The organism is Amycolatopsis sp. NBRC 101858 (assembly GCF_030269325.1).
Classification (GTDB): domain Bacteria; phylum Actinomycetota; class Actinomycetes; order Mycobacteriales; family Pseudonocardiaceae; genus Amycolatopsis; species Amycolatopsis ponsaeliensis.
Genome location: NZ_BSTD01000008.1, coordinates 608,262 through 630,106 on the forward strand (window position 1 = coordinate 608,262; position 21,845 = coordinate 630,106).

Annotated in this window: 22 protein-coding genes; 9 read left to right on the plus strand and 13 right to left on the minus strand. The window is 72.2% G+C overall.

Features of this window, described 5'->3' with window-relative positions:
- Positions 1–233: 233 nt before the first annotated feature.
- Positions 234–1,766 (plus strand): phytoene desaturase family protein, encoded by a 1,533-nt coding sequence (locus QSK39_RS50045; RefSeq protein ID WP_285484897.1) that lies wholly within the window; start codon positions 234–236, stop codon positions 1,764–1,766.
- A gap of 211 nt (positions 1,767–1,977) precedes the next feature.
- Here QSK39_RS50045 and QSK39_RS50050 read toward each other — a convergent pair whose 3' ends face one another.
- Complete coding sequence (locus QSK39_RS50050; protein WP_285484898.1) at positions 1,978–2,874, minus strand: MBL fold metallo-hydrolase; 897 nt, start codon at positions 2,872–2,874, stop codon at positions 1,978–1,980.
- 100 nt (positions 2,875–2,974) lie between these two features.
- Between QSK39_RS50050 and QSK39_RS50055 the strand changes: the two genes are divergently transcribed.
- Together QSK39_RS50055 and QSK39_RS50060 are read left to right on the plus strand one after the other, a co-directional pair.
- Complete coding sequence (locus tag QSK39_RS50055; protein ID WP_285484899.1) at positions 2,975–3,430, plus strand: cytidine deaminase; 456 nt, start codon at positions 2,975–2,977, stop codon at positions 3,428–3,430.
- Between the two features lies 1 nt (position 3,431).
- On the plus strand, positions 3,432–4,289 hold the full coding sequence (locus tag QSK39_RS50060; protein ID WP_285484900.1) for a LysR family transcriptional regulator: 858 nt from the start codon (positions 3,432–3,434) through the stop codon (positions 4,287–4,289).
- Here QSK39_RS50060 and QSK39_RS50065 read toward each other — a convergent pair.
- Positions 4,259–4,813 carry a suppressor of fused domain protein gene (locus QSK39_RS50065; RefSeq protein WP_285484901.1) on the minus strand — a complete coding sequence of 185 codons (555 nt, stop codon included), beginning with the start codon at positions 4,811–4,813 and terminating at the stop codon, positions 4,259–4,261. The two genes, QSK39_RS50060 and QSK39_RS50065, sit on opposite strands and share 31 nt — an antisense overlap.
- Before the next feature lie 84 nt (positions 4,814–4,897).
- On the opposite strand from QSK39_RS50065, the gene QSK39_RS50070 reads away from it, so the two are divergent.
- A complete protein-coding gene (locus tag QSK39_RS50070) occupies positions 4,898–5,968 on the plus strand; it encodes an NAD(P)/FAD-dependent oxidoreductase (protein WP_285484902.1) in 1,071 nt (356 codons plus the stop codon).
- A 16-nt stretch (positions 5,969–5,984) separates the two neighbouring features.
- Here the strand turns inward: QSK39_RS50070 and yaaA are convergent, their stop codons facing one another.
- Positions 5,985–6,731, minus strand: a complete 747-nt coding sequence (yaaA, locus tag QSK39_RS50075; RefSeq protein ID WP_285484903.1) for a peroxide stress protein YaaA — start codon at positions 6,729–6,731, stop codon at positions 5,985–5,987.
- A 55-nt stretch (positions 6,732–6,786) separates the two neighbouring features.
- On the opposite strand from yaaA, the gene QSK39_RS50080 reads away from it, so the two are divergent.
- Positions 6,787–7,749, plus strand: coding sequence for a GNAT family N-acetyltransferase (locus QSK39_RS50080; protein WP_285484904.1), 963 nt, complete (start codon positions 6,787–6,789; stop codon positions 7,747–7,749).
- On the opposite strand, the gene QSK39_RS50085 is transcribed toward QSK39_RS50080, so the two are convergent.
- On the minus strand, positions 7,733–8,632 hold the full coding sequence (locus QSK39_RS50085) for a 2-hydroxyacid dehydrogenase (protein WP_285484905.1): 900 nt from the start codon (positions 8,630–8,632) through the stop codon (positions 7,733–7,735). The two genes, QSK39_RS50080 and QSK39_RS50085, sit on opposite strands and share 17 nt — an antisense overlap.
- 36 nt (positions 8,633–8,668) lie before the next feature.
- Positions 8,669–9,022, minus strand: coding sequence for a VOC family protein (locus tag QSK39_RS50090; protein WP_285484906.1), 354 nt, complete (start codon positions 9,020–9,022; stop codon positions 8,669–8,671).
- 123 nt (positions 9,023–9,145) lie between these two features.
- On the opposite strand from QSK39_RS50090, the gene QSK39_RS50095 reads away from it, so the two are divergent.
- Both QSK39_RS50095 and QSK39_RS50100 read left to right on the plus strand, forming a co-directional pair.
- A complete protein-coding gene (locus QSK39_RS50095) occupies positions 9,146–10,894 on the plus strand; it encodes a proline--tRNA ligase (RefSeq protein ID WP_285484907.1) in 1,749 nt (582 codons plus the stop codon).
- Positions 10,894–11,823, plus strand: a complete 930-nt coding sequence (locus tag QSK39_RS50100; protein ID WP_285484908.1) for a DUF8017 domain-containing protein — start codon at positions 10,894–10,896, stop codon at positions 11,821–11,823. Before QSK39_RS50095 ends, QSK39_RS50100 begins: the two co-directional genes overlap by 1 nt.
- A 1-nt stretch (position 11,824) precedes the next feature.
- Here the strand turns inward: QSK39_RS50100 and QSK39_RS50105 are convergent, their stop codons facing one another.
- A complete protein-coding gene (locus tag QSK39_RS50105) occupies positions 11,825–13,939 on the minus strand; it encodes a bifunctional lysylphosphatidylglycerol flippase/synthetase MprF (protein WP_502873385.1) in 2,115 nt (704 codons plus the stop codon).
- 121 nt (positions 13,940–14,060) lie between these two features.
- Positions 14,061–14,756 carry a haloacid dehalogenase-like hydrolase gene (locus QSK39_RS50110; protein ID WP_285484909.1) on the minus strand — a complete coding sequence of 232 codons (696 nt, stop codon included), beginning with the start codon at positions 14,754–14,756 and terminating at the stop codon, positions 14,061–14,063.
- A gap of 105 nt (positions 14,757–14,861) precedes the next feature.
- On the opposite strand from QSK39_RS50110, the gene QSK39_RS50115 reads away from it, so the two are divergent.
- Entirely contained in the window at positions 14,862–15,875 is a 1,014-nt protein-coding gene (locus tag QSK39_RS50115) for a YhgE/Pip domain-containing protein (protein ID WP_285484910.1), read from the plus strand.
- Here QSK39_RS50115 and QSK39_RS50120 read toward each other — a convergent pair.
- The 6 genes from QSK39_RS50120 to QSK39_RS50145 all read right to left on the minus strand — a co-directional run bounded on the left by QSK39_RS50120 (position 15,813) and on the right by QSK39_RS50145 (position 21,018).
- Complete coding sequence (locus tag QSK39_RS50120; protein WP_285484911.1) at positions 15,813–16,223, minus strand: YjbQ family protein; 411 nt, start codon at positions 16,221–16,223, stop codon at positions 15,813–15,815. The genes QSK39_RS50115 and QSK39_RS50120 overlap by 63 nt on opposite strands.
- Positions 16,224–16,239: 16 nt before the next feature.
- Positions 16,240–16,884 (minus strand): response regulator transcription factor, encoded by a 645-nt coding sequence (locus QSK39_RS50125; protein ID WP_284746522.1) that lies wholly within the window; start codon positions 16,882–16,884, stop codon positions 16,240–16,242.
- Between the two features lie 9 nt (positions 16,885–16,893).
- Positions 16,894–18,201: a sensor histidine kinase gene (locus QSK39_RS50130; protein WP_285484912.1), complete on the minus strand. Its 1,308-nt coding sequence runs from the start codon at positions 18,199–18,201 to the stop codon at positions 16,894–16,896.
- Positions 18,202–18,622: 421 nt separating this feature from the next.
- Positions 18,623–18,823, minus strand: coding sequence for a hypothetical protein (locus tag QSK39_RS50135; protein WP_285484913.1), 201 nt, complete (start codon positions 18,821–18,823; stop codon positions 18,623–18,625).
- Positions 18,824–18,830: 7 nt separating this feature from the next.
- Positions 18,831–19,940 (minus strand): fatty acid desaturase family protein, encoded by a 1,110-nt coding sequence (locus QSK39_RS50140; protein ID WP_285484914.1) that lies wholly within the window; start codon positions 19,938–19,940, stop codon positions 18,831–18,833.
- Positions 19,941–19,950: 10 nt separating this feature from the next.
- Complete coding sequence (locus tag QSK39_RS50145; RefSeq protein ID WP_285484915.1) at positions 19,951–21,018, minus strand: ferredoxin reductase; 1,068 nt, start codon at positions 21,016–21,018, stop codon at positions 19,951–19,953.
- A 93-nt stretch (positions 21,019–21,111) separates the two neighbouring features.
- Here QSK39_RS50145 and QSK39_RS50150 point away from each other — a divergent pair, with 93 nt between their 5' ends.
- A complete protein-coding gene (locus tag QSK39_RS50150; protein ID WP_285484916.1) occupies positions 21,112–21,774 on the plus strand; it encodes a TetR family transcriptional regulator in 663 nt (220 codons plus the stop codon).
- Positions 21,775–21,845: the final 71 nt, after the last annotated feature.

The window sequence follows — 21,845 nt, forward strand, 5'->3', positions numbered from 1 at the left end:
CGTGGTCAGCCTCGGGGGGCGGGTGGGTGAGGGCACGAGAAGGCCCGGACATCCATCACGACAGGCACCTCCCGCTCTCTCCGCACCGGCTCCCTGCCGGTTGTGCTTCAGCTTGCCGGACCGATCCGGCGCCGCGCAACCGAATAGCGCGAAAGGACCGTTCGTGCGCTTTCCTTGAATTCGGCCCGCCGGCGTGGTCACGATGAAGGGGCAGGCTCACCGAGGAGGGGTGGATGGATTCCTACGACGTCGTGGTCGCCGGCGGCGGTCACAACGGACTGGTGGCGGCCGCGTACCTGGCACGGGCGGGCCGGTCGGTGCTCGTGCTCGAACGGCGCGGGGAGACCGGTGGCGCCGCCGTGTCGTTCCGTGCGTTCGACGGCGTCGACGTCCGGCTGTCGCGCTACTCCTACCTGGTCAGCCTGCTGCCAAGGAAGATCGTGGCCGACCTCGGCCTCGACGTGCGGCTGAAGCGGCGCCGGATGTCGTCCTACACGCCCACGGGCGGCTCGGGTCTCCTTGTCGACACGGGTGACGACGGCCGGACGGCGGCGTCCTTCCGCGCGGTCACCGGGTCCACATCGGACTTCGCGGCGTGGCAGCGGTTCTACGAGGTGACCGAGCGCGTCGCCGAACGCTCCTTCGGCACGCTCACCGAGCCACTGCTGTCCGAAGTGGACTTCCGCTCGCGAGTCGGTGACGCCGAGGCGTGGTCGCTGCTGTTCGAGCGGCCGATCGGCGAGACGCTCACGTCGTGGTTCGGCGACGACCTGGTCCGCGGGATTGTGCTCACCGACGCCCTGATCGGCACGTTCGCCGCGGCGGGCGACGAGGACCTGCGGCAGAACCGCTGCCTGCTCTACCACGTGATCGGCAACGGAACCGGCGACTGGGACGTCCCGGTCGGCGGCATGGGCGCGGTCACCGGCTCGCTCGCGGCGGTGGCCGCCGCGGCGGGCGCGCGGCTCGTGACGGGGGCGGAGGTGCTGTCGATCGACCCCGGCGGCGAGGTGCGCTACCGCCGTGACGACGCCGAGCACGTCGTGCGCGGCGGGCACGTGCTGGCGAACGTCGCGCCGTCGACGCTGGCGCGGCTGCTGGGCGAGGAGCCACCGGAGCGGCCGGAAGGCGCGCAGCTGAAGGTGAACATGGTGCTGTCGCGGCTGCCGAAGCTGCGCGACCCGCACGTCGACCCGGCGGAGGCGTTCGGCGGCACGTTCCACGTCAACGAGACGTTCACCCAGCTGGAGACGGCGTATCGCGAGGCGGCGGCGGGGAAGATCCCCACGCTGCCGCCGTGCGAGATCTACTGCCATTCGCTGACGGACCCGTCGATCCTGGGCCCGGCCGAACGCGCGGCGGGCGTGCAGACCCTGACGTTGTTCGGCCTCCACATGCCGGCGCGCCTCTTCGAGGGACGCAACGAAGAGGCGCGGGAGGCGGCGTTGCGCGCGACGCTGGCTTCGCTGAACAGCGTGCTGGCCGAGCCGATCGAGGACTGCGTGCTGACCGGGCCGGACGGAAAGCCCTGCGTGGAGGCGAAGACCCCGCTCGACCTGGAGGCCGAGCTGGGCCTGCCGGCGGGACACATCTTCCACCGCGACCTGGCCTGGCCGTTCGCGACGGATCAGGCGCAGGTGGGCAAGTGGGGAGTGGAGACGGCGCACGAACGAGTGCTGCTGTGCGGCGCGGGAGCGGTGCGAGGAGGTGGTGTCAGCGGCATCCCCGGCCACAACGCGGCGATGGCGGTACTGGGAGCGGACTGAGGGCCGGACTGGCGAACCGGCCCGCCGCGGCGGCCCGCCGCGGCGGGCCGGCCGACTTAGGCGTGGCAGCGGGCGAACCCGGCTGCCGCGGCGAGCCACCTGCGGCAGCGCGACCCTGCTTCCGGCCGGCCGACTTAGGCGTGGCAGCCGGCGAACCCCGCCACCGCAGCGAGCCACCTGCGGCAGCGCGACCCGCCCGGCGGCTGCTCGGTCAGCCCTGAGCAGCGTCGTGCTCGGCGCACAGGCACCCGATGCCCGGCTCGATCCACTCCTGCCCGGCCCACTCCGGGTGGCGCCCGACCAGGACCTCCCGGACCTCCGCGACGATCTCGGCGACCCCGAGACCCGCGTCCCGCCTGCGCCACGTCTCGTCCCGTAGCTCGCGCAGGTAGTCGCGGACGTCGGTGAGCACCGAAACGCCGCCGACCTCTCCGTGGCCGGGCACCACCACGCGGGGCCCGTCGAGGGCCAGCCGGTCCAGTACCTCGAGCCAGCCCACGCCGGTCACGTCCGTGTCGTGCGGTGGGAACCACGGGAGGATCGCGAACTGCCCCGTCTCGGCCAGGTCGCCGGTGAACAGCACCCCCGCGTCCGGCACCTCGACGACCTGGTCACCGGTCGTGTGGCCGCGGCCCGTGGGGCGGAGCCGGACCGTCCGGCCGCCCAGGTCGAGGTCGTGGACGCCGTCGTAGACCACGTCGGGCGTGGGCACCCGGATGCCGTCCAGCCGACGCGCGACCACCTTGCCGAGGCCGCGGAACATCTCGAGGTAGCCCGCGCCCTTCGTGCTCAGGTCGTCCGCCTGGCCGCGGTTGACCAAGTAGGTCGCCGCGCCGGCGAACACCTGCGCGCCGTAGGCGTGTTCGGGGTGGAAGTGCGTCGTCGTCAGGAAGAGGCGGCGGCCGGCGGCCACCGACGTCGCGAAGGCGAGCACCTCCGACGCGTTCGCGATGCCGAGGCCCGTGTCGACGACGAGGACGGCCTCCGTGCCGCCGATGACGCCGATGTTGGGCACGAGGTCGACGCGGTCGTTCGGGATCACCAGCAGGTCCGGGGCGAGTTCCCGGGCGCCGGCCACCCGCACGGCGGGATCGGTCATGTCGGTCATGTCCCCGATTCCACCGCCGTGACACCGGTGCCGTCCAAGACCGATTGCGTGGCGCCGATACCCGGCGGACATCGTCGCAGGCCGGGGTTACTGTTCGGCCATGGCAGTCGATCAGGAACTCGTGGACGCGGCGATCGAGCTGGCGCGCAACCGCTTCGGGGGCACGCCGTGGTCCGGGGCGGCGGCCCTTCGCCTCGACGACGGCACGGTGCTCACGAGCACGGCGCCGGACTTCCCGAACCAGGCCGTCAGCCTGTGCCACGAAACCGGTGCGCTCTGCGAAGCCTTCAAGCTGGGGCGGAGCGTGACCGGCTCGGTCTGCGTGACCGCCGCGGACGAAGACCGCGGCTACTGGGTCCTCGCGCCCTGCGGCGTCTGCCAGGAACGGCTCTTCGCCCACGGCCCGGACGTCGAGGTCGCCGTGCCCGAGCCCGCGGACCCACGGCAGTGGCGGGCCCTGCGGCTGCGGGACGTCCAGCCGCACTGGTTCGCGCGCGTCTTCCCCGATGACGTCTGGCCCTTCGACGCCGCCGAGCAGGCCGGGCGGCAGGGCTGAGATGGAGCTGCGCACGCTGCGGTACTTCGTGGCCGTCGCCGAAGAACTCCACTTCGGCCGGGCCGCCGCGCGGCTGCACATGAGCCAGCCGCCGCTGAGCCGGGCGATCAAGCAGCTCGAGGCCGACGTCGGCGCCGTCCTGATGGTGCGCTCGGCGGCGGGCGTCACGCTCACGCCGGCCGGCGTGGCCCTGCTCGAGGAGGCGCGTGCCCTGCTGGAGCAGGCCGAACGGGCGAGGGCGCGCGTGGCCGGCATCGCGACGATCACCGTCGGCCTGCTCGCCGACAGCGCCGACCCGGACGCGACGCGGCTGGCCGACGCCTACCGCCGGCAGCACCCGGACGTCGAGGTCCGCGTCCGCGACACGGACCTGACCGACCCGACGTGCGGGCTGCGCGCCGGGCTCGTCGACGTCGCGCTGACCCGCGGGCCGTTCGACGAGACCGGCCTGACGGTGCACCGGCTGCGCGAAGACCCGGTGGGCGCGGTGCTGCGCGCCGACGACCCGCTGGCCCGCCGCGACCACCTGGAGCTGGCCGACCTGGCCGGCCGGCGCTGGTTCCGGTTCCCGGACGGCACCGACCCGGTCTGGCAGTCGTACTGGCACGGCGGTGTGCCGCGCGAAGGGCCGGTGGTGCGAGCCGTCCAGGAGTGCTTGCAGGCCGTGCTCTGGAACGGGACCGTCGGGCTGATGCCGCTGGGCCACCACCCGCCCGGCGACCTGACCGTGGTGCCGGTGACCGACCTGGCGCCGAACCCGGTGGTCGTCGCCTGGACGGACGCGAGCCCGCTGGTCCGGTCGTTCGCGGCGCTCGCGACGGCCGCGTATCAGACGACCGGCGGGCGACGGACGTCGTAGAGGTCCCAGTCCAGCTGCCAGAACGCGTCGATGCCGTGCTCGCGGATGTACTTCCGCTCGGTGTCGTGCACCGGGAAGCAGCCGGCGATGCTGATCGGCGCGCCCCCGATGTCGATCAGCGTGTACTGGTACGCGTCGAGGCCGGCGGGCGCGGACACGGCGAACGCGGTCATGGCGGACTCGGGCGCGATCGGCTCGCCGAAGTCGATGGTGTCGCCGTAGACGAACGGGCACGTGCCGCGCAGCTGCTCGGCGAGGTAGCCGATGGCCAGCGCCCACACCGGGTCGTCGGACCGGACGCTGATCCACAGCTCCGGTTTCACGCCGTGCCATTCGGCGTGGTCGGCCAGCGACAGGCCGTAGGTCACCCCGGTCAGGTATCTCGGCTCCGGTTCGTCGGTGTAGACGAACGCGATGACGTCGTCGAGCCCGGCGTGGGTCGACGGGATCGGCTGCAACCGGGGCTCGGTGCTCCCGGTCAGGGTGTCGAGATGGGCGACATACCGCTCGGCACGGCTCGGCATGGCGCGCAGCATACGACCGGCCGGCCGGGGGTGCGGGGCAATCCCGGTGGCCCGGGCGCGGCACGATCGGGCAGGGTGGGGGACATGCGAGTGCTCGTGATCGGCAGCGGAATCGGCGGCGCGGCAACGGCCTGGCACCTGGCGGGCCGGGGCGCGGAGGTGGTCGTGGCGGACGCGGCCCGGCCGGGGACGGCCACCGAAGCCGGCGCCGGGATCGTCAGCCCGTGGACGTCGCGCTGGGAGGACGCGCTGTACCCGCTCGCGTCGGCCGCCGGCCGGTACTACCGCGAGTTCACCGCCGAGCTCGAGGATTCGTCGTTCGAGGTCGTCGGCGGGATGGTCGTGTCGGCCGCGGAAAGCGAGCTGGCCGAGGCGCACGAACGGCTGACCGCGCGGGCGGCGGGCGCGCCCGAGATCGGCGAAATCCGGCGGCTCGACCCGGATCAGGCGCGTGAACTGTTCCCGGCGCTGGCGCCCGGGCTGGGCGCGGTGCACCTGGCGGGCGCGGGCCGGGTCGACGGCCACCGGCTGCGCGGGGCCTTGCTGACGGCGGCTGAGCGCCGGGGCGCGAAGTTCGTCGAAGGCGAGGTCGCGTTCCGGGCCGACGGGACGGTCGTGAGCGCGTCGGGCCCGATGGAGGCGGACAGCGTCGTGGTCGCGGCCGGCGCGTGGAGCCGGGAACTGCTGGCGCCGCTGGGGATCGACCTGCCGGTGACGCCGCACCGCGGTCAGATCAGCCACTTCGACCTGCCGGGCACGGACACGTCGGCGTGGCCGGTGGTGCTGCCGCGCACGAGCCACTACCTGCTGGCGTTCGGCGGCGGCCGGGTGGTGGCGGGCGCGACGCGCGAGGCGGAGGCCGGCTTCGACTACCGCGTGACGGCGGCGGGCCAGCGCGAGGTGCTGGACAACGCGCTGACCGTGGCTCCCGGCCTGGCGGACGCGACGCTGGCGGAGACGCGGGTGGGCTTCCGCCCGGGAACGCCGGACGGCCTGCCGATCCTGGGGTCGCTCCGGCCGGGATTGGCGGTGTCGACGGGCTTCGGCGCGGGCGGGCTGACGAACGCGCCGTTCGCGGGGAAGCTGGTCGCGGCGATCGCACTGGGGGAGGACCCGGGGTTCGACCTGACGCCGTTCGCCCCGGACCGCTTCTGAACGGAGCCGCGAGCCGTCAGCCCTCCGTGACCAGCTCCAGCGCGTGCTCGCCCGTGCGCTCCACCACCAGGCCGGCCTTCCTGATCACCTTCGCCAGCTGGTCCACAGTGGACGGTTCGGCCCGCGTGGTCACCAGCTCGCGTGCCAGGCGGCCCTTGTACGCCTTGTTGAAGTGGCTGACCGTCACGCGCTCGCCGCGGGCGTTCTCCGTCACCACGCGGACCGTCACCGCGTCCGGGCGCAGCTTCGCGAACGCCGAGTACGTGCCCGAGCGCAGGTCCACCACCAGGCCCTCCACCTGCTGCAGCACCGGTTCGAGCACCGGCTTCCAGTGCCCGCGGACCGTCCCCAGCGACGGCAGGGAGTTCCCGCCGGAAAGCCGGTACGCGGGAATCGGGTCGGTCGCCGACACCACGCCGAACAGCGACGACGTCACCGCCAGCCGCCGGTGCGCCTTCTCCAGGCCCGCCTTCGTGAGGCTCTTCACGTCGAGCGCGTCGTACAGCACGCCGGTGTAGCGGCGCAGCGCCGGCATCGTCGGCGACGTCCACAGCCGCGCGTTGTGCTCGACCTCGCCGGCCTGGCGCTCGGTGATGCCCAGCGCCACGACGCTGGCCGGGACGTCGCCGGCCAGCTCGGCCAGCGCGTCGGCGAGCTTCGCGCGTGCGGGGTTCAGCTCGGGGAACGACAGCGCGTCGAGGTCGAGCGGAGCGCCGCGGCCGCCGTCGGCCTTGGTCTCGGAGGGAGGGAGGAGCACCAGCACGCACCGAGCCTAAATCGGGGTGCGCGGACGCCGCCGTCCGGCCTAGCCTCGCGGCATGGACCTGACCTGGCGCCCGTTGACCCTCGACGACGTCCCGGCCCTCACCCGGCTGTACGCCGCGGCCGAGGAAGTCGACCGGACCGGTGACCACTTCAGCGACGGAGACCTCCGCGAGGAGCTCGAAGGGCCCAACATCGACCTGGCCCGGGCCACCGTCAGCGCGTGGGCCGGCCGGACGCTCGCCGGCTACGGCCTGATCCGCCGCCGCGACGCCGCGAACCCGGTGCACATGGTCCGGCTGCAGTCGGTGGTGCACCCGATGTTCCGGACGGCCGCCGTCGCCGCTCAGCTGGTCGAGTGGTTCACACGCACGAGCCGCGAAGTCAACGAGCGCACCTTCCCCGGCGCGCCGCTCGAACTGCACCACGGCCTGCACCAGAACGAGCGCTGGATCGCCGGCGTCCTCGCCGGCGCGGGCTTCACGCACCAGCGGACGATGGTGAACATGCGCGTCGGCCTCGCCGACCTGCCGCCGCAGCCGCCGCTGCCGGACGGCGTCACCGCGGTGCCGTTCGACTTCAAGTACGACCTAGCCACGCTCGACGCGCGCAACGACACCTTCGCCGGGCACTGGGGCAGCACCGCCTACGAGCCGGAGGCCTGGCACCACCTGGTCACCGGCTCGAAGGACTTCCGCCCGGAGGTGTCGTTCCTCGTCCTCGACGGCGACAAGGTCCTGGCGTTCGTCCTCAGCCACTTCTACGAGTCCGAAGCCGCGGCGACGGGCCTCCGCGAGCACTACGCCACCTGGGTGGGAACGCGCGCGGTGCTGCGCGGCCGCGGCGTCGCGTCGGGGTTGCTGGGGCACACGCTCCTGGCGGCGAAAGCGGCGGGGTTCGACCGGTCGGCGCTGAACGTCGACGTCGACAACGCGCACCGGGCCCTGGGTGTCTACGAGCGGTGCGGATACCGCGTCGACGACGAATGGCACGTGTACACGCTCACTCCACGAGGTTGAGCAGCTCTTCTCCCCGCACGTACCTCCGCAGCTGCTCCGCCGCCAGCCTCTTCGCGCGCGGGTAGAAGGACGCCGATCCGCCGGCGATGTGCGGGGTGATGACCACCCCCGGCACCGTCCACAGTGGATGGTCAGCGGGCAGTGGTTCCGGGTCCACGACGTCGAGGCCCACGCGCAGGCGTCCGGTGTTCGCTTCGGCGAGGAGGGCGTCCGTGTCGATCGCCGTGCCGCGGCCGACGTTCACCACCAGCGCGTCGTCGGGGAGGGCGGCGAGGGCCTTCGCGTCGATCAGGCCGCGTGTCGCGGGGGTGTCCGGGAGGATCAGCACCACGATGTCGGCCCCGGGCAGCAGCCCTGGCAGCTCGTCGACGCCGTGGACGCCGTCGTCCGGCCGCGCGCGGCTCGCCACCCGCGTGACCACCGCTTCCGCGGCGAGGAGCTGGCGCTCGATCGCCTGCCCGATCGAGCCGTAACCGACCAGGAGCACGCGGCTGTCGGCGAGCGACCGCGTGTGCTCGCGAGTCCACTCCCCGCGCGCCTGCTGCGCGAACCACCGCGGCAGGTCGCGCTGCGCCGCGTGGATCAGCGCGAGGGCGTGCTCGGCGACGCTCAGGTCGTGCAACCCCCGCCCGTTCGCCAGCCGCACCCCCTCGGGCAGCAGCGGCACCAGCGTCTCGACCCCGGCCGACAGCGACTGCACCACCCGCAGCGACGGCAGCTCCGCGATGAGCTTCGGCGGCTCCGGCCCGCGGTCGTAGGGCAGCACGTAGACCTCGACGTCGTCCAGCCCGGCCGGGGCAGGCTCGACGCCGTCGTAGTAGGCGGCTTCGACCCCTTCCGGCACGTCGATGTCGGTCCACGGCAGCAGTACGCGAGCGCTCATGCCGCCTTTCTACCCGCTGCCGCGCGTCGCGACCCGCTAGTGCTCACCTCCCGAGACGCAGAACTCGTTGCCCTCCGGATCGGTCAGCACGGTCCACGCCAAACCCGGCACGGAATGCTCGGCCACCTCCTTCGCACCCAGCTCCACCAGCCGTTTCACCTCCGCTGCCCGATCATCCCCGCCGAAGTCGACGTGGACCCGGTTCTTCCCTGCGCGAGGCTCCGGTACTCGCTGCAGGCCCAGCGGCAGCCCGCCCTCCGGGGGTGCCAGCACCAGGAACTCGCCGCCGTAGTCCTGGGCGACCGTGGTGCCCAGCGCCGCCGTCCAGAACGCCGCCAGACCGCGCGGATCGGCGCAGTCGATCGTGATCATGCCCATGTGGATCGCCATGTCCCGAAGCTAGCGGCGACCACCGACAAAAACGGGCCGTCGAGTAACCCGTTGGAGTCACGGCCGGGGGAGTGACTACCCTGAGCGGGACTTTCACACCCGCCCGGAGCAGGGAGCCCCGCAGTGATCACCAGGACTTCGTCGTTGTTCCTTCGCACCTTGCGCGAGGATCCGGCGGACGCCGAGGTACCGAGCCACCGGCTCCTGGTACGCGCCGGCTACGTCCGCCGGGTCGCCCCGGGCGGGTACTCGTGGCTGCCGCTCGGCCTGCGCGTGCTGCGCCGCATCGAGGCTGTCGTGCGCGACGAGATGAACGCCATCGGCGCGCAGGAGATCCAGTTCCCCGCGCTGCTGCCGAAGGAGCCCTACGAGGCGACCGGCCGCTGGACCGAGTACGGCGACAGCCTGTTCCGCCTGAAGGACCGCAAGGGCGCCGACTACCTCCTCGGCCCGACGCACGAAGAGCTGTTCACGCTGACGGTCAAGGGCGAGTTCACCTCCTACCGCGACTACCCCGTCACGCTCTACCAGATCCAGACGAAGTACCGCGACGAAGCGCGTCCCCGCGCCGGCATCCTGCGCGGCCGCGAGTTCGTCATGAAGGACTCGTACTCGTTCGACCTCGACGACGAGGGCCTGGAGCGCTCCTACCAGGCCCACCGCGCCGCCTACACGAAGCTGTTCGACCGCCTCGGCCTCGAGTACGTCGTGGTCAAGGCGACGTCGGGGGCCATGGGCGGCTCGGCGTCGGAGGAGTTCCTCGCGGTCGCCGAGACGGGTGAGGACACCTACGTCCGCAGCACGGAGTCGGGCTACGCGGCGAACGTCGAAGCCGTCGTGACGCCCGCACCGCCCGCGCAGCCGATCGAAGGCCGGCCCGAGGCGCAGGTGCACCACACGCCGAACACGCCGACCATCGAGTCGCTGGTGAACTTCCTCAACGCGGCCGGGCTCGGCCGTGAGTTCACCGCCGCGGACACGCTGAAGAACGTCATGCTCAAGGCGCGTCAGCCCGGGGCGAAGGAGTGGGAGCTGGTCTGCGTCGCGCTCCCCGGCGACCGCGAAGTGGACCTGAAGCGCCTCGAAGCGTCGCTCGAGCCCGCCGAGGTCGCGCTGCTCGACGAGGCCGACTTCGCCAAGAACCCGTTCCTGGTCAAGGGCTACATCGGCCCGAAGGCCCTGCAGGACAACGGCGTGCGCTACCTCGCCGACCCCCGGATCGTGCCCGGCACCGCCTGGGTCACCGGGGCCGACAAGGTCGACCACCACGTCGTCGACCTGCTGGCCGGCCGCGACTTCACCCCGGACGGCACCATCGAGGCCGCCGAGGTCCGCGAGGGCGACGCGTCGCCGGACGGCCACGGCACGCTGGTCGCCGCGCGCGGCATCGAGATCGGGCACATCTTCCAGCTCGGCCGCAAGTACGCGGACGCGTTCGAGCTCGACGCGCTCGGCCCCGACTCCAAGCCGATCCGGATCACGATGGGGTCCTACGGCGTCGGCGTCTCGCGGCTGGTCGGCGTGCTCGCCGAGCAGAACCACGACGACCTCGGCATCATCTGGCCGCGCGAGGTGTCGCCGTTCGACGTGCACATCGTCATCGCGGGCAAGGACGACGCGGTGCGCGCCGGCGCCGAGAAGCTCGCCGCCGAGCTGGACACGGCCGGTCTCGAGATCATCCTCGACGACCGCAAGGCGACGCCGGGCGTCAAGTTCGCCGACGCCGAACTGGTCGGCGTGCCGACCATCCTGGTGGTCGGGCGCGGCCTGGCCAACGGCGTCGTCGAGGTCAAGGACCGGCGGACGGGCGAGCGCGAGGAGATCGCGGTCGACGCCGTCGTCGAACACCTGGTCAAGCTCGTCCGGTCCTGATGGGCCTGTTCTCCCGGCGCTCGGACGACCCGACGCCGGGGTACGAGGACAACGCGGCGCTCCGCGGGTTCGGCGGCTACGAACCCGCGGACGCGCCGACGCCCTCGCCCACACCGCCGCCGGAGCCGCCGAGGGCGCAGCCGAAGCGGATCCGCCCGGCGCCGAAGCCGCTGAAGTGGCGGCGGGCGCCGTGGCTCGGGCTCGTGCTGATCGCGCTGATCGCGGGCGTGCTGAACGCGCTGGGCGTGGGCAAGACGCACCACACGTCGTCGACGCCGACGTCGCGTCCGCCGCGGGTGGAGATGCCGGCGCCGCGGACGGTCGTTCCCGCGGTGACGAGCGGCTGGCAGTCGGTCGCGGCCCGGGACGGCTCGTACGCCTACGACGTCCCGCCGGCGTGGAAGCCCGAGCCCGGCACGCTCCACGGCTGGGAGAAGACCGCCGCGGTGCCGGGGATCCGCCTCATCACGAGCGCGTTCCTGGGCGAGGACTTCTGCGAGCACGCGAACCTCGGCGGCGCGGGTGTCACGACGGAGCCGCTCGCCGACCCGGACGCGGCGGCCCGCAAGGCGGTGACGGACCTCGGGGTGAGCGCGTTCAGCCCGGACAACGGCCCGCCGGCGGCGGTGACCGCGGACGCGGGCACGGACGCCCAGCTCACGAAGGCCGATGGGTCGAAGGCCCCGGCGCGGATCGTGGTCGCCGAGGTGGTCCCGACCGACCAGGACAAGTGCGTGGCGAAGCACGCTCTGGTCGCCGCGATGGCGTTCGGCAACGGGAGCGCGTCGGGCGTGGTGGTGGCGTACGCCGATGCCGACCGCTCCGGGCCGACGATCCGGGAGGACCTGGTGGGAATCCTGAAGAGCTACCGGTTCGTGCCGGCGGCGGACCGGAGCACGACCACTCCGCCGCCGACCACCTACCGCTGACTCAGCGCTTCCGGGCCAGCTTCGCCAGCTCGCGCAGCCGGACGTCCGGCAGATACGCCCGGCTCAGCGCCAGCCCGATCCGCGGCAGGTCCGCCTCGTCGCGGTAAGCCAGGTACAGCGGCACGTGCCGCGGCTGGAACTTCGCCTTGAACGCGTGCAGGGAACGGAATCCGTAGTACGGCTCCATGACCCGGCCCAGCGACTCCAGCGCGCGGTCGACCGTGCGTGCCGGGCCTTCGTCGCTCGTGCGGGCCAGGGGTGCTCCCGACAGCGACACGAACCGCGCGCCCTCCGCGCGGAACTGGACGCAGGCCGAGGCGATCAGGAACTCCATCACCGGGCGGAAACCGTGGGGGCTGCGGCGCATCACGTCCAGCGTCCAGCCGCCCACCTTGCCCGCGCCCGTGTGGACCGGCATCCACGACGTCACGCCGTGGACCGTGCCCTCCGCGTCCACCGCCAGGCCGACGCGCGTCGCCGGGTCCATCGCCTCGTCGAGGCCGCCGAGGGTGAAGCCCATCTCCGGCATTCCCTTGCCCGACATCCACTCCTCCGACAGCGCCCGGACCTGGGCGAGGATGGGCTCCGGCTGGTCGGCCAAGCGGACCAGCCGGAAGTCGATGTCCTGCTTGGCGGCCTTGTTCAGCGCCGACCGGACGTCCTGCCACGCCTTGCCGCGGAACTCCAGCCCCTCCAGGTCGAGCACGTTGTCCTCGGCGACCTGGACGTGCTGCCAGCCCTGCTCGGCCGTCGCCGCGACCGTCGCCTCGGTCGCCGAGAACACGCACGGCACCAGGCCGGTGTTCTCGCACATCGCGGTGAACTCGGTGACCGTGGCGGCCGCCGTGCCGTCCGGCGCGATCGGGTCGCCCAGCGCGACGGCCACGCCCGCGTGCCGGCGGTAGGCGAGGTAGGAGCGGCCGTCCTCGCGGACGAAGTACGTGTTGCGCGGCCAGGTCGTCATCCACGACAGCGTGCTGCCGCCGTGGTGCCCGAGCAGCGTGCGGGCCAGCGAGGCTCCGGGACCCTGCGCGTGGCGCCGCAGCCGTCGCCGCGACGGGACGCGGAACGCGTGCTGCGCGGCGATCAGGACGCCCAGCTCGACCGTCCACAAGAGATTGTCCACGAAGAACAGCGGCAGGCCCGTGGTGTCGTAGTCCGCGCCGAAGAAGTCGGCCAGCCCGTAGACCGTGGCCGCGGCGAGGGCTTGCAGCGTGACGAAAGCCGACAGCGCGATGGCCCAGCGCCACGCGACGCGCCTGCCCTTGCGCAGCCCGTTGATCATCGGCACGACGATCAGCACGAGGATCGCCAGCTCCGGCGCCGACAGCGAAACCCCTTCGGTGGAGCCGAACGGGCCCTCGCCGGGCACCAGGAACATCACGATCTCGGCGGTGGTGAGCAGCAGCAGGCCGGCGACGGTCAGCAGCCGCCACTCCCGCAGGTTCGGCCCCGCCGAAGGGATCCGCCGCGAGCCGACGAGCCGGTTGCCGAGCGGGAGCGCCGCCAGCAGCGCGAAGAAGTGCACGAGGTCGGCCAGCGAGCCGACGTAGATGATGGCGACCCCGGCGTACACGCAGAGCCCGGCTCGCAGCCGCAGCGCCCACGGCGGCCGCAGCGTCGCGCTGGCGACGGCGACCGCGGCGAGCGCGCCGCCGGAGAACCCGACGTCGAGGCTGCCCGCCATGCGCTCGGCCCACAGCCAGCCGGAGTTGCCGCAGAGCGCGAGGAACTGCGTCGCGACGAGCACCGAGACGAACTGGCCACCGATCGTCACGGCCATCGCGCGCCGCGTGCCCAGCTGCCATTCGGCGAAGCCGGCGAAGAGCGCGAAGCTGCCGACCATCGGGAGGTAGAACCACGGGACGACGGCGAAGAACGGCCCGGTGAGCATGGTCCACCACCGGCCCGCCTCCAGCGACGGCAGTCCGTACGCGATGAACGGGTAGGCCGCGCGGTCTTCGGCGGCGTTCCAGAGCGCCCCCGTCGCGACGGCCAGCACGAGCATCGCGAGCACGACGGTGCTCGTGAACGGCAGGCGCTGCTTGAGCACCGCGACCGTGCCGCGGATGCGTCCCCCTCCGGCGGGCTCGGCCGCCGACGCTGTTTCAGCCATGCCCGGAAGTGTGGCGAACAGCCGTCTCCGGACACATCAGGCGAAGGAAGGAGATTGACCCCTAAGGGGTCCTCCCTTCGGATGAGGGTTGACACCCTCCGGAGGACGACGAAGACGACTTTCAGCTGAACACGGCGGCTTTCACGGCGTCGGTGTCGGCGAGGTCCGGCAGCACGATGTGCGCACCGGTGGCCCGCAGTTCGTCGGCGCTGTAGAGCCCGGTCGCCACCGCGATCGAGAGCGCGCCGTGGGCCAGCGCGGCCTTGACGTCGTTGGGCGTGTCGCCGATGACGACCACCGCGCCGGGGTCGAACGGCGTGCCGTGCTTGGCCGCCGCCAGCGTCACCGCGTGCGGGACCAGGTCGGGGCGGTGCACCGAAAGCGTGCCGTAGCCGCCGATGTCCAGGTCGAGGTGCTCGTGCAGCCCGAACGCCGTGAGCTTGTGCCGCGAGATCTCCGGCAGGTTGCCGGTGACGAGCGTCTGGACGACGCCGTCGTCCCCGGCGAACGCCGTCAGGGCTTCGGCCGCGCCCGGCAGCGCGCGGGCCTCGATCGCGAAGCGGTGGGAGGCGCGTTCCGACTCCGCCACCAGGGCCTTGAACATCGCTTGGATCGTGTCCGGGGCGGGTTCGAAGCCGTTCGCCGTGAGCAGCTCGGTGGTGGTCGCCAGTTCGGTGCGCCCGCCGAACACCGGGTCGACGCGCAGGGTCGCCCCGGTCGCGGCGGTGAACGCCGTCGCGTACCAGGCCGCGCCCAGGCGGGCGAAGTCCACCAGCGTGTGGTCGATGTCCCAGAGCACCAGCCGCTTCTTCGTCACGAGATCGAGGTTACCGGCGGCACTATTCAACACGCGTTGACTTCTTGGCGGAGCCGTCGTACCTTGGCCATTAATTCAACAAGCGACGAATAACTGGAGGCTGTCATGACCAGTCCTGTCCGGCGCCCCGCCGGGGCGCTCGCCCTGGTCGCCGCCGTGGCCGGTGCGCTGGTGGCCGTGGTGCTCGGGTTCCTCACCTTCGGCGCGCAGGCCACGGCCGCACCGGACGGCGTCCCGGTGGCGATCGCCCCGACTGGGATGCCCTCGGAGATCGCGCAGCGCATCGCGGCGCACGGCGGCGGTCAGCTCGCCTGGACGGTCGCGTCCCCGGCCGATGCCCGGAAGCTGCTGGAGGACAAGAAGGTCTACGGCGTGCTGGAGCTCGGGCCAGGGCCGTCGGCGACCGTCGTGACGTCGGGGGCGGTCAACCCGTCGGGTACCCAGGTCGCGCAGCAGGCGCTGACCGGCGCGGCGTCGGCGCTGGGCGGCGCCCCGAAACAGGAGGTGCTGCACCCGGTGAGCGTCGCGGGCCGGACCGCGCCGCTGGCCGCGTCCGCGCTGGCCTGGATCGGCGCGCTCGTCGCGGGTCTGGCACTGACGCAGCTGGCCAAGCGCACCGGCCGCACGGTCGGCGCCGGCGCGCGGTTGCTGCAGGTCGTCGGCGCCGGAGTGCTCGTGACCGCGGCCGTGGCCGGGTTCTTCGCGCTCTGGGACGCTGCGCTGCCGCTGACGTTCGGCGTCCTGGGGTTCGTCTTCCTCGCCGCGACGGCCTTCGCGGCCCTGCAAGCGGGCCTGCTGCGCCTGCTCGGGCTGCGCGCGATGGCCGTCCTCGGTCCGCTTTACCTGGTCGCGCCCGCGGTCGCCGGGCAGGTGCCGGAGCTGCTGAACCCGGCCTACCGCACGCTGCTGTGGTCGTGGACGCCGTTCCGTTTCTCGACCGAGGGCCTGCGAAGCCTGCTTCAGGGCGTGCCGGGCGCGCCCGACGTCACGACCGGCGTCCGGGTGCTCGGCGCGCTGCTGGCCGCGGGTCTTCTCGTGGCGCTGTGGCCCGGCCGGTCAGCCCGCGAGGAAGCTGAATCGCACCTTCCGGACCGGGTTGTCGAGGTTGGTGTCCACTAGGCAGACCGACTGCCAGGTCCCCAGCGCGAGGACGCCGCCGAGCACCGGGATCGTCGCGTAGGGCGGCACCAGCCCCGGGAGCACGTGGTCACGGCCGTGACCCGGGCTCCCGTGCCGGTGCCGCCAGCGGTCGTCGCGGGGGAGCAGCCGGTCGAGCGCGGCCAGCAGGTCGTCGTCGCTGCCCGCCCCGGTCTCGAGGACCGCCAGCCCGGCGGTGGCGTGCGGGACCCAGACGTGCAGCAGCCCGTCGGTCGCGTCGGCATCGCGCAGGAACGACTCGGCCTCGTGGGTGAGGTCGTGGACGACGGCCTCGGAGCCGGTGCGGACCTCGATCTCGGTGGAGTACATGGGTTCCAGCCTAGGCTCAGGTTTCCAGGTAGCGCAGCACCGCCAGCACCCGGCGATTGTCCCCTTCGGACGGTGGCAGGCCGAGCTTGCCGAAGATCGACGTCACGTACTTTTCGACCGATCCGGCCGAGAGGAACAGCTTCGCGGCGATCGCGGAGTTCGACCGGCCCTCCGCCATCAGGCCCAGGACTTCGCGCTCTCGCGGGGTGAGCCCGCTGAGCGCGTCGGTCTGGCGGGTCGCCGAGAAGAGCTGGCTGACGACCTCGGGGTCGAGCACCGTCTCGCCGTCGGAGACCCGGCGCAGCGCGTCGAGGAAGTCCGACACCTCGGCGACGCGGTCCTTGAGCAGGTAGCCGACGCCGCCCGCGCGGTCGGCCAGCAGCTGGGCCGCGTACTTCGTCTCGACGTACTGGGAGAACAGCAGGATCGCGCGGCCCGGCGATTCGCGGCGCAAAGAGATCGCCGCCCGCAGACCCTCGTCGGTGTGCGTCGGCGGCATCCGGATGTCCACAATGGACACGTCGGGGGAGTTCTCCTCGACCGCGGCCCGCAGCGCGTCGGCGTCCTTCACCGCGGCGACGACCTCGTGGCCCCGGAAGGTCAGCAGCTCGACGAGGCCCTGGCGCAGGATGGTCGAGTCCTCCGCGATGACGATCCGCATGCCGCGACCCTAGCGGGGCAGCGGCACCCGCGCGGTCACTTCGGTCGGACCGCCCGCCGGGCTCGCGAGGGTCAGCTCGCCGTCGACGGTCCGCAGCCGCTCGGCGACCCCGGCCAGCCCGCCGCCCGGCACGAGCCGGGCACCGCCCCGGCCGCGGTCGCGCACCCGCAGCCACAGGACATCGCGTTCTTCGGTGACTTCGACGTACGTCGTCGTCCCGCTGTGCTTCGCGGCGTTCGTGAGCAGCTCGGCGGCGCTGAAGTAGACGATCGTCTCCAGCGACGGCGGCGGGCGGCGCGGCAGGTCGACGGCGACCCGCGCGTCCATCCCGGACGTCGCGACGAGGGTGGCCAGCGCGACGTCGAGCCCGGCGTCGAGGGCCGCGGGGTGGATGCCGCGGGCGAGGTCGCGCAGCTCGATCAAGGCCTGCTTCGCGTTGGTGTGGGCGTCGGTGACCAGCTGCTTGACCTGCGGAAGGTCGACGTTTTCGAGCTCGTCCTTGGCCAGCCCGAGCTTCATGGCGAGCGCGACGAGCTGGGCCTGCGCGCCGTCGTGCAGGTCGCGTTCGATGCGCCGGAGCCGCAGCGCGGCGTCCTCGACCGCCGTCGCGCGGCTCGCCTCGAGGTCCCGGACGCGCTCGGAGAGCTGACGCGCGCCGAGCAGGCCGACGACGAGCAGCCGGTCGAGGGAGACGAAGGCGTGCGTCACCCACGGGAGCGCCACGAGCACCAGCAGCCCCGACGCCGACCAGGCGAGCGCGCCGACCCAGTGGTCGGCGTAGATGTCGAAGAACGGCAGGTGCCGTTCGCCGAGGGGGTACCAGAGGAACGCGAAGGGGGTCGCGGCCAGGGCGTAGAGCGTCGCGGTGGTCATCGTGAGCAGCGCGGCGAAGGTCAGGGGGAGGCGCAGCAGCAGGTAGCCGCCGGTGCGCCAGCCGGCGGGGTCGCCGACGCGGGCCCGGACCCAGGCCCACAGCCCGGGCTTGAGCTCGGGCCGGCGCGGGGCGGGCACGCTGACGCCGAGGAGGGCTCGGGCGAGCCCGCGGTGCAGGGCGCCGAGGCCGCGGACGTAGGAGATGGCACCGGCGAGGACGAGGAACCCGAACAGGAAAGGGGTCAGCCCGAGGCCGACGGCGAGCACGACGAGGAAGCTGACCAGGGAGAAGAGGGTCAGCGGACCGGAGAGCCACAGCCAGGCGTATTCGGCCCAGAAGTCGCGCGCGGCGAGCGGCCCGAAGACACGGCGCAGCGGGTGGAGGCGGGGGACGTCGAGGCTGGTCACGGATCCAGTCTCACCCGGTTCGGAGGGCGAGCCCATCCGGTTTTCCCCCGGGACTCGCTCGGGGTGCCCCCGTCTTCGACGCAACCGGCCGGCAAGGCGATAGGAAGGGCCAGCTCGCGTGATTGGGGAGTCGACTCGCGTGATTGGAGGGTCGACACGGTACAAGCCCGCGGGCCGCGCCGTGTCGGCTGCCCAATCACGCGTGTCGGCTCGGCAATCACGTGTGATGCCCCTTCAATCACGCGAGAAGCCCCGCCGGACACGCGTGATGCCTCTTCAATCACACGTGATGCCCGGCTCGGCTCAGCGGCGGCCGCAGGGGCGCCCCCCGTCTTTCACGCTACCGGGCGGCACCGACAGTTTCGGTGCCGCGAACGCGGCGGCCGCCCGGTTGTCCACATACCGAAAGCGGCCTCGGGCGCGCCTAACGCACCCGAGGCCGCCTACGGAAACCGGGCTAAACGCTGTCCGGGTCGTCGTCCCGGGCTTTCTGTGCGGCTTCGCGCATCTCGATCACGTCCGTCAGCCAGTCACCCGTCTCGCGGGCGATGTCGCGGATTGCGCCCGTGATGATCGAGGCTATGTTGCCCACGTGCGTCGCGGCCGATTCGGTGATCACCTGCAGGGTGTCCTTGTCGCGTTCGAACTGGCCCACCATGTCACCCTCACGCTGCTCGGAGCTGCCGGTCGGGTTCCACGGTAACCGGCGACGGCGAACTCTGCGGGAGAGCCAGCTTCACGATCTTCTTCGCCACCGACCAGAGCTGCTTGTGCAGCGGGCCCGTGTGGTACGGCAGACCGTACTTCTCGCAGATCGCGCGCACCTCGCCGGCGATCTCCGGGTAGCGGCGCGCCGGGATGTCCGGGAACAGGTGGTGCTCGATCTGGTGGGACAGGTTGCCGCTCATGATGTGGAACAGCGGGCCGCCGGAGATGTTCGCCGAACCCAGGATCTGGCGCAGGTACCACTGCCCCCGGGACTCGGAAGCGGTCTCCTCTTCGGTGAAGCTTTCGACGTCGGCGGGGAAGTGGCCGCAGAAGATGATCGCGAACGCCCACAGGTTGCGGGTCAGGTTCGCGGTCGCGTTGCCGAGGAACGTCAGCGGCGCCAGCGGGCCGGTCAGCAGGGGGAACAGCACGTAGTCCTTGCCGACCTGCCGCCCCGCCTTGCGCAGGATGCGCCGGAGCACCGGCACGTTCTCGGCCCAGGTGCGCTCGCCCTTGACGACGTTCTCGACCTCGAGGTCGTGCAGCATCACGCCCCACTGGAAGAACAGCGCCAGCAGCGTCGCGTACACCGGGTTGCCCAGGTAGTACGGGTGCCACTTCTGGGCGGTGTCCATCCGCAGGATCCCGTAGCCGACGTCCCGGTCCTTGTCGACGATGTTCGTGTACGTGTGGTGGATGTAGTTGTGCGAGTGCCGCCAGTTCTCGGCAGGCGCCACGGTGTCCCACTCGAACCGCTGCGAACTCAGCGCCGGGTCGCGCGTCCAGTCGTACTGGCCGTGCATGACGTTGTGGCCGATCTCCATGTTGTCGAGGATCTTGGCCACCGACAGCGCGCCGACGCCGGCCAGCCACGCGGGCGGGAAGAACCCGGCGAACAGCAACGCCCGCCCGGCGACCTCCAGGCCGCGCTGCGTCTTGATGATGGTGTGGATGTAGTCGACGTCTTCCTGGCCCAGGGAGTCGACGGTCCGCTGCCGCAGCGCGTCGAGCTCGCGGCCGAACTCCTCGACCTGTTCCGGGGTCAGGCGGTCCTGCAGACCGGTCATGGCAGTCTCCCTACGCGTCGATCTCGACGTCCCCGACCGGGACGGAGATGCAGAGCTGGATTTCTTCGTCTTCTTCGCCGGAGATCTCGCCCGTCTTGGCGTTGCGGACGCGACCGGCGGTCTTGAGCTGGGTGCAGGAGAAGCAGATGCCCATCCGGCAGCCGTGCTCCGGGGACAGGCCCGCTTCCTCGGCCTGCTCCAGCAACGGCTTCCCCGAGTTGGCGCACTCCCGCCCGCTGCGCTTGAACCGGACCTGGCCCTCGGCGTTCGCCGTGTCGAAGGTCAGCGCCGGCGGCGTGAACTCTTCGGTGTGCACGCGTTCACCCAAATGATCACGCACGGCGTCCATCAGCGGCTTCGGGCCGCAGACGAACGCCTCCGCGTCGCGGTGCCACGGTGCGACGCGCTCGAGGTGCTCCGGCGAGAAGAATCCGCGCAGGTCCCCGCCCCGGGTGTGGGTGTAGGCGTGCACGACCCGGAAACCCGGGTGCCGCGCGGCGAGCTCGGCCAGCTCGGTGCGGTAGAGCGCGTCGGCCGGGCCGTTCGAGTAGTGCAGGAACACGATCTCGCCGGTGTGCGCCTCATCGACGAGCGTCCGGGCCATGGCGAGCACCGGGGTGACCCCGCTGCCGCCGCTGATCAGCAGCACGCGCTCCGGCCGGGTGGCCGGCAGCGTGAACGTGCCGTCCGGAGTGGACAGACCGACCACCGAGCCGGCCCCGAGCGCGCGGTTCAGGTGCCCGGAGACCAGGCCCTGCTCCTTGACGGTGAACTCGAGTTCACCGTCGTACTGCGAACCGCACGGCGAATAGCAGCGCGTGCGCCGGACGCCGTCGATCTCCACCTGCAGGCGGACGTACTGCCCGGCGGTGAAGCCGGGCCACGCGCGGCTGGGCTTGACGGTGAGGGTGACGCTGTCCGGTGTCTGCTTGCGCACCGCCGTGACCAGGCCGCGGATCTCGCGGCGCACCAGCATCGGGTCGACGAGCTCCAGGTAGCGGTCCATCCCGTGCGGCGTCAGCAGCGCCTCGGCCAGCGAAGCGAGGCTGCGCACCCGCCGGGGGATGAGCGCCGTCATCGGAGACCTCCTCGATTACAGTGAACGACTGTACACTCAACAGTGCACTGCAGGAGTGGAGCGCCTGTCAACGAAGAACGCGGAGGATGTGACGTGAGCAACGCGGTGGACATCCGTACGCTGGACCCCGTGTCCGAAGACCAGCTGACGCCGGTGAGCCGGCAAGAGCGCAAGCAGCGCACGCGTCAAGCGCTGCTGGACACCGCCCTGGACCTGCTGGCCGACCGTCCGTTCGCGACGCTTTCCCTGCGCGAGGTGGCGAAGGGCGCCGGCCTGGTGCCGACGGCGTTCTACCGGCACTTCGCCTCGATGGAGGAACTCGGTGTCGCGCTCGTCGAAGAAGCGACGCGCACGCTGCGCGGGATGATGCGGTCGGCGCGCACCGATCCCGACACCTACCAGGGGATGATCAGCGCCTCGGTGGCCACGGTCCACCAGTTCGTCCGGGCGAACGAGGACCATTTCCGGTTCCTGACGCGGGAGCGCTACGGCGGCGGCCCGCTCGCCCGCGCCATCGCCGTCGAACTGCGGATGTTCTCCGGTGACCTCGCGATCGACCTCGCGCGGTTCGCGCCGCTGCGCGCCTGGAGCACCGAAGACCTGCACATGCTGGCGGACTTGATCGTTTCCGTGATGATCACGACCACCGTCGACCTGCTGGAAGCCCGGCCGGGTGAAGACGCGAAAATCACCGGGACGGCGGAAAAACGGCTGCGCCTGATCCTGCTCGGCATCCCCCGTTGGAAAACGAGCTGAACGCTCCCCCTACGGCGCTCGTATCTTCTGGCACAACCCCCGGACTTGCGACCCAGGTCACTGGGGAGTGT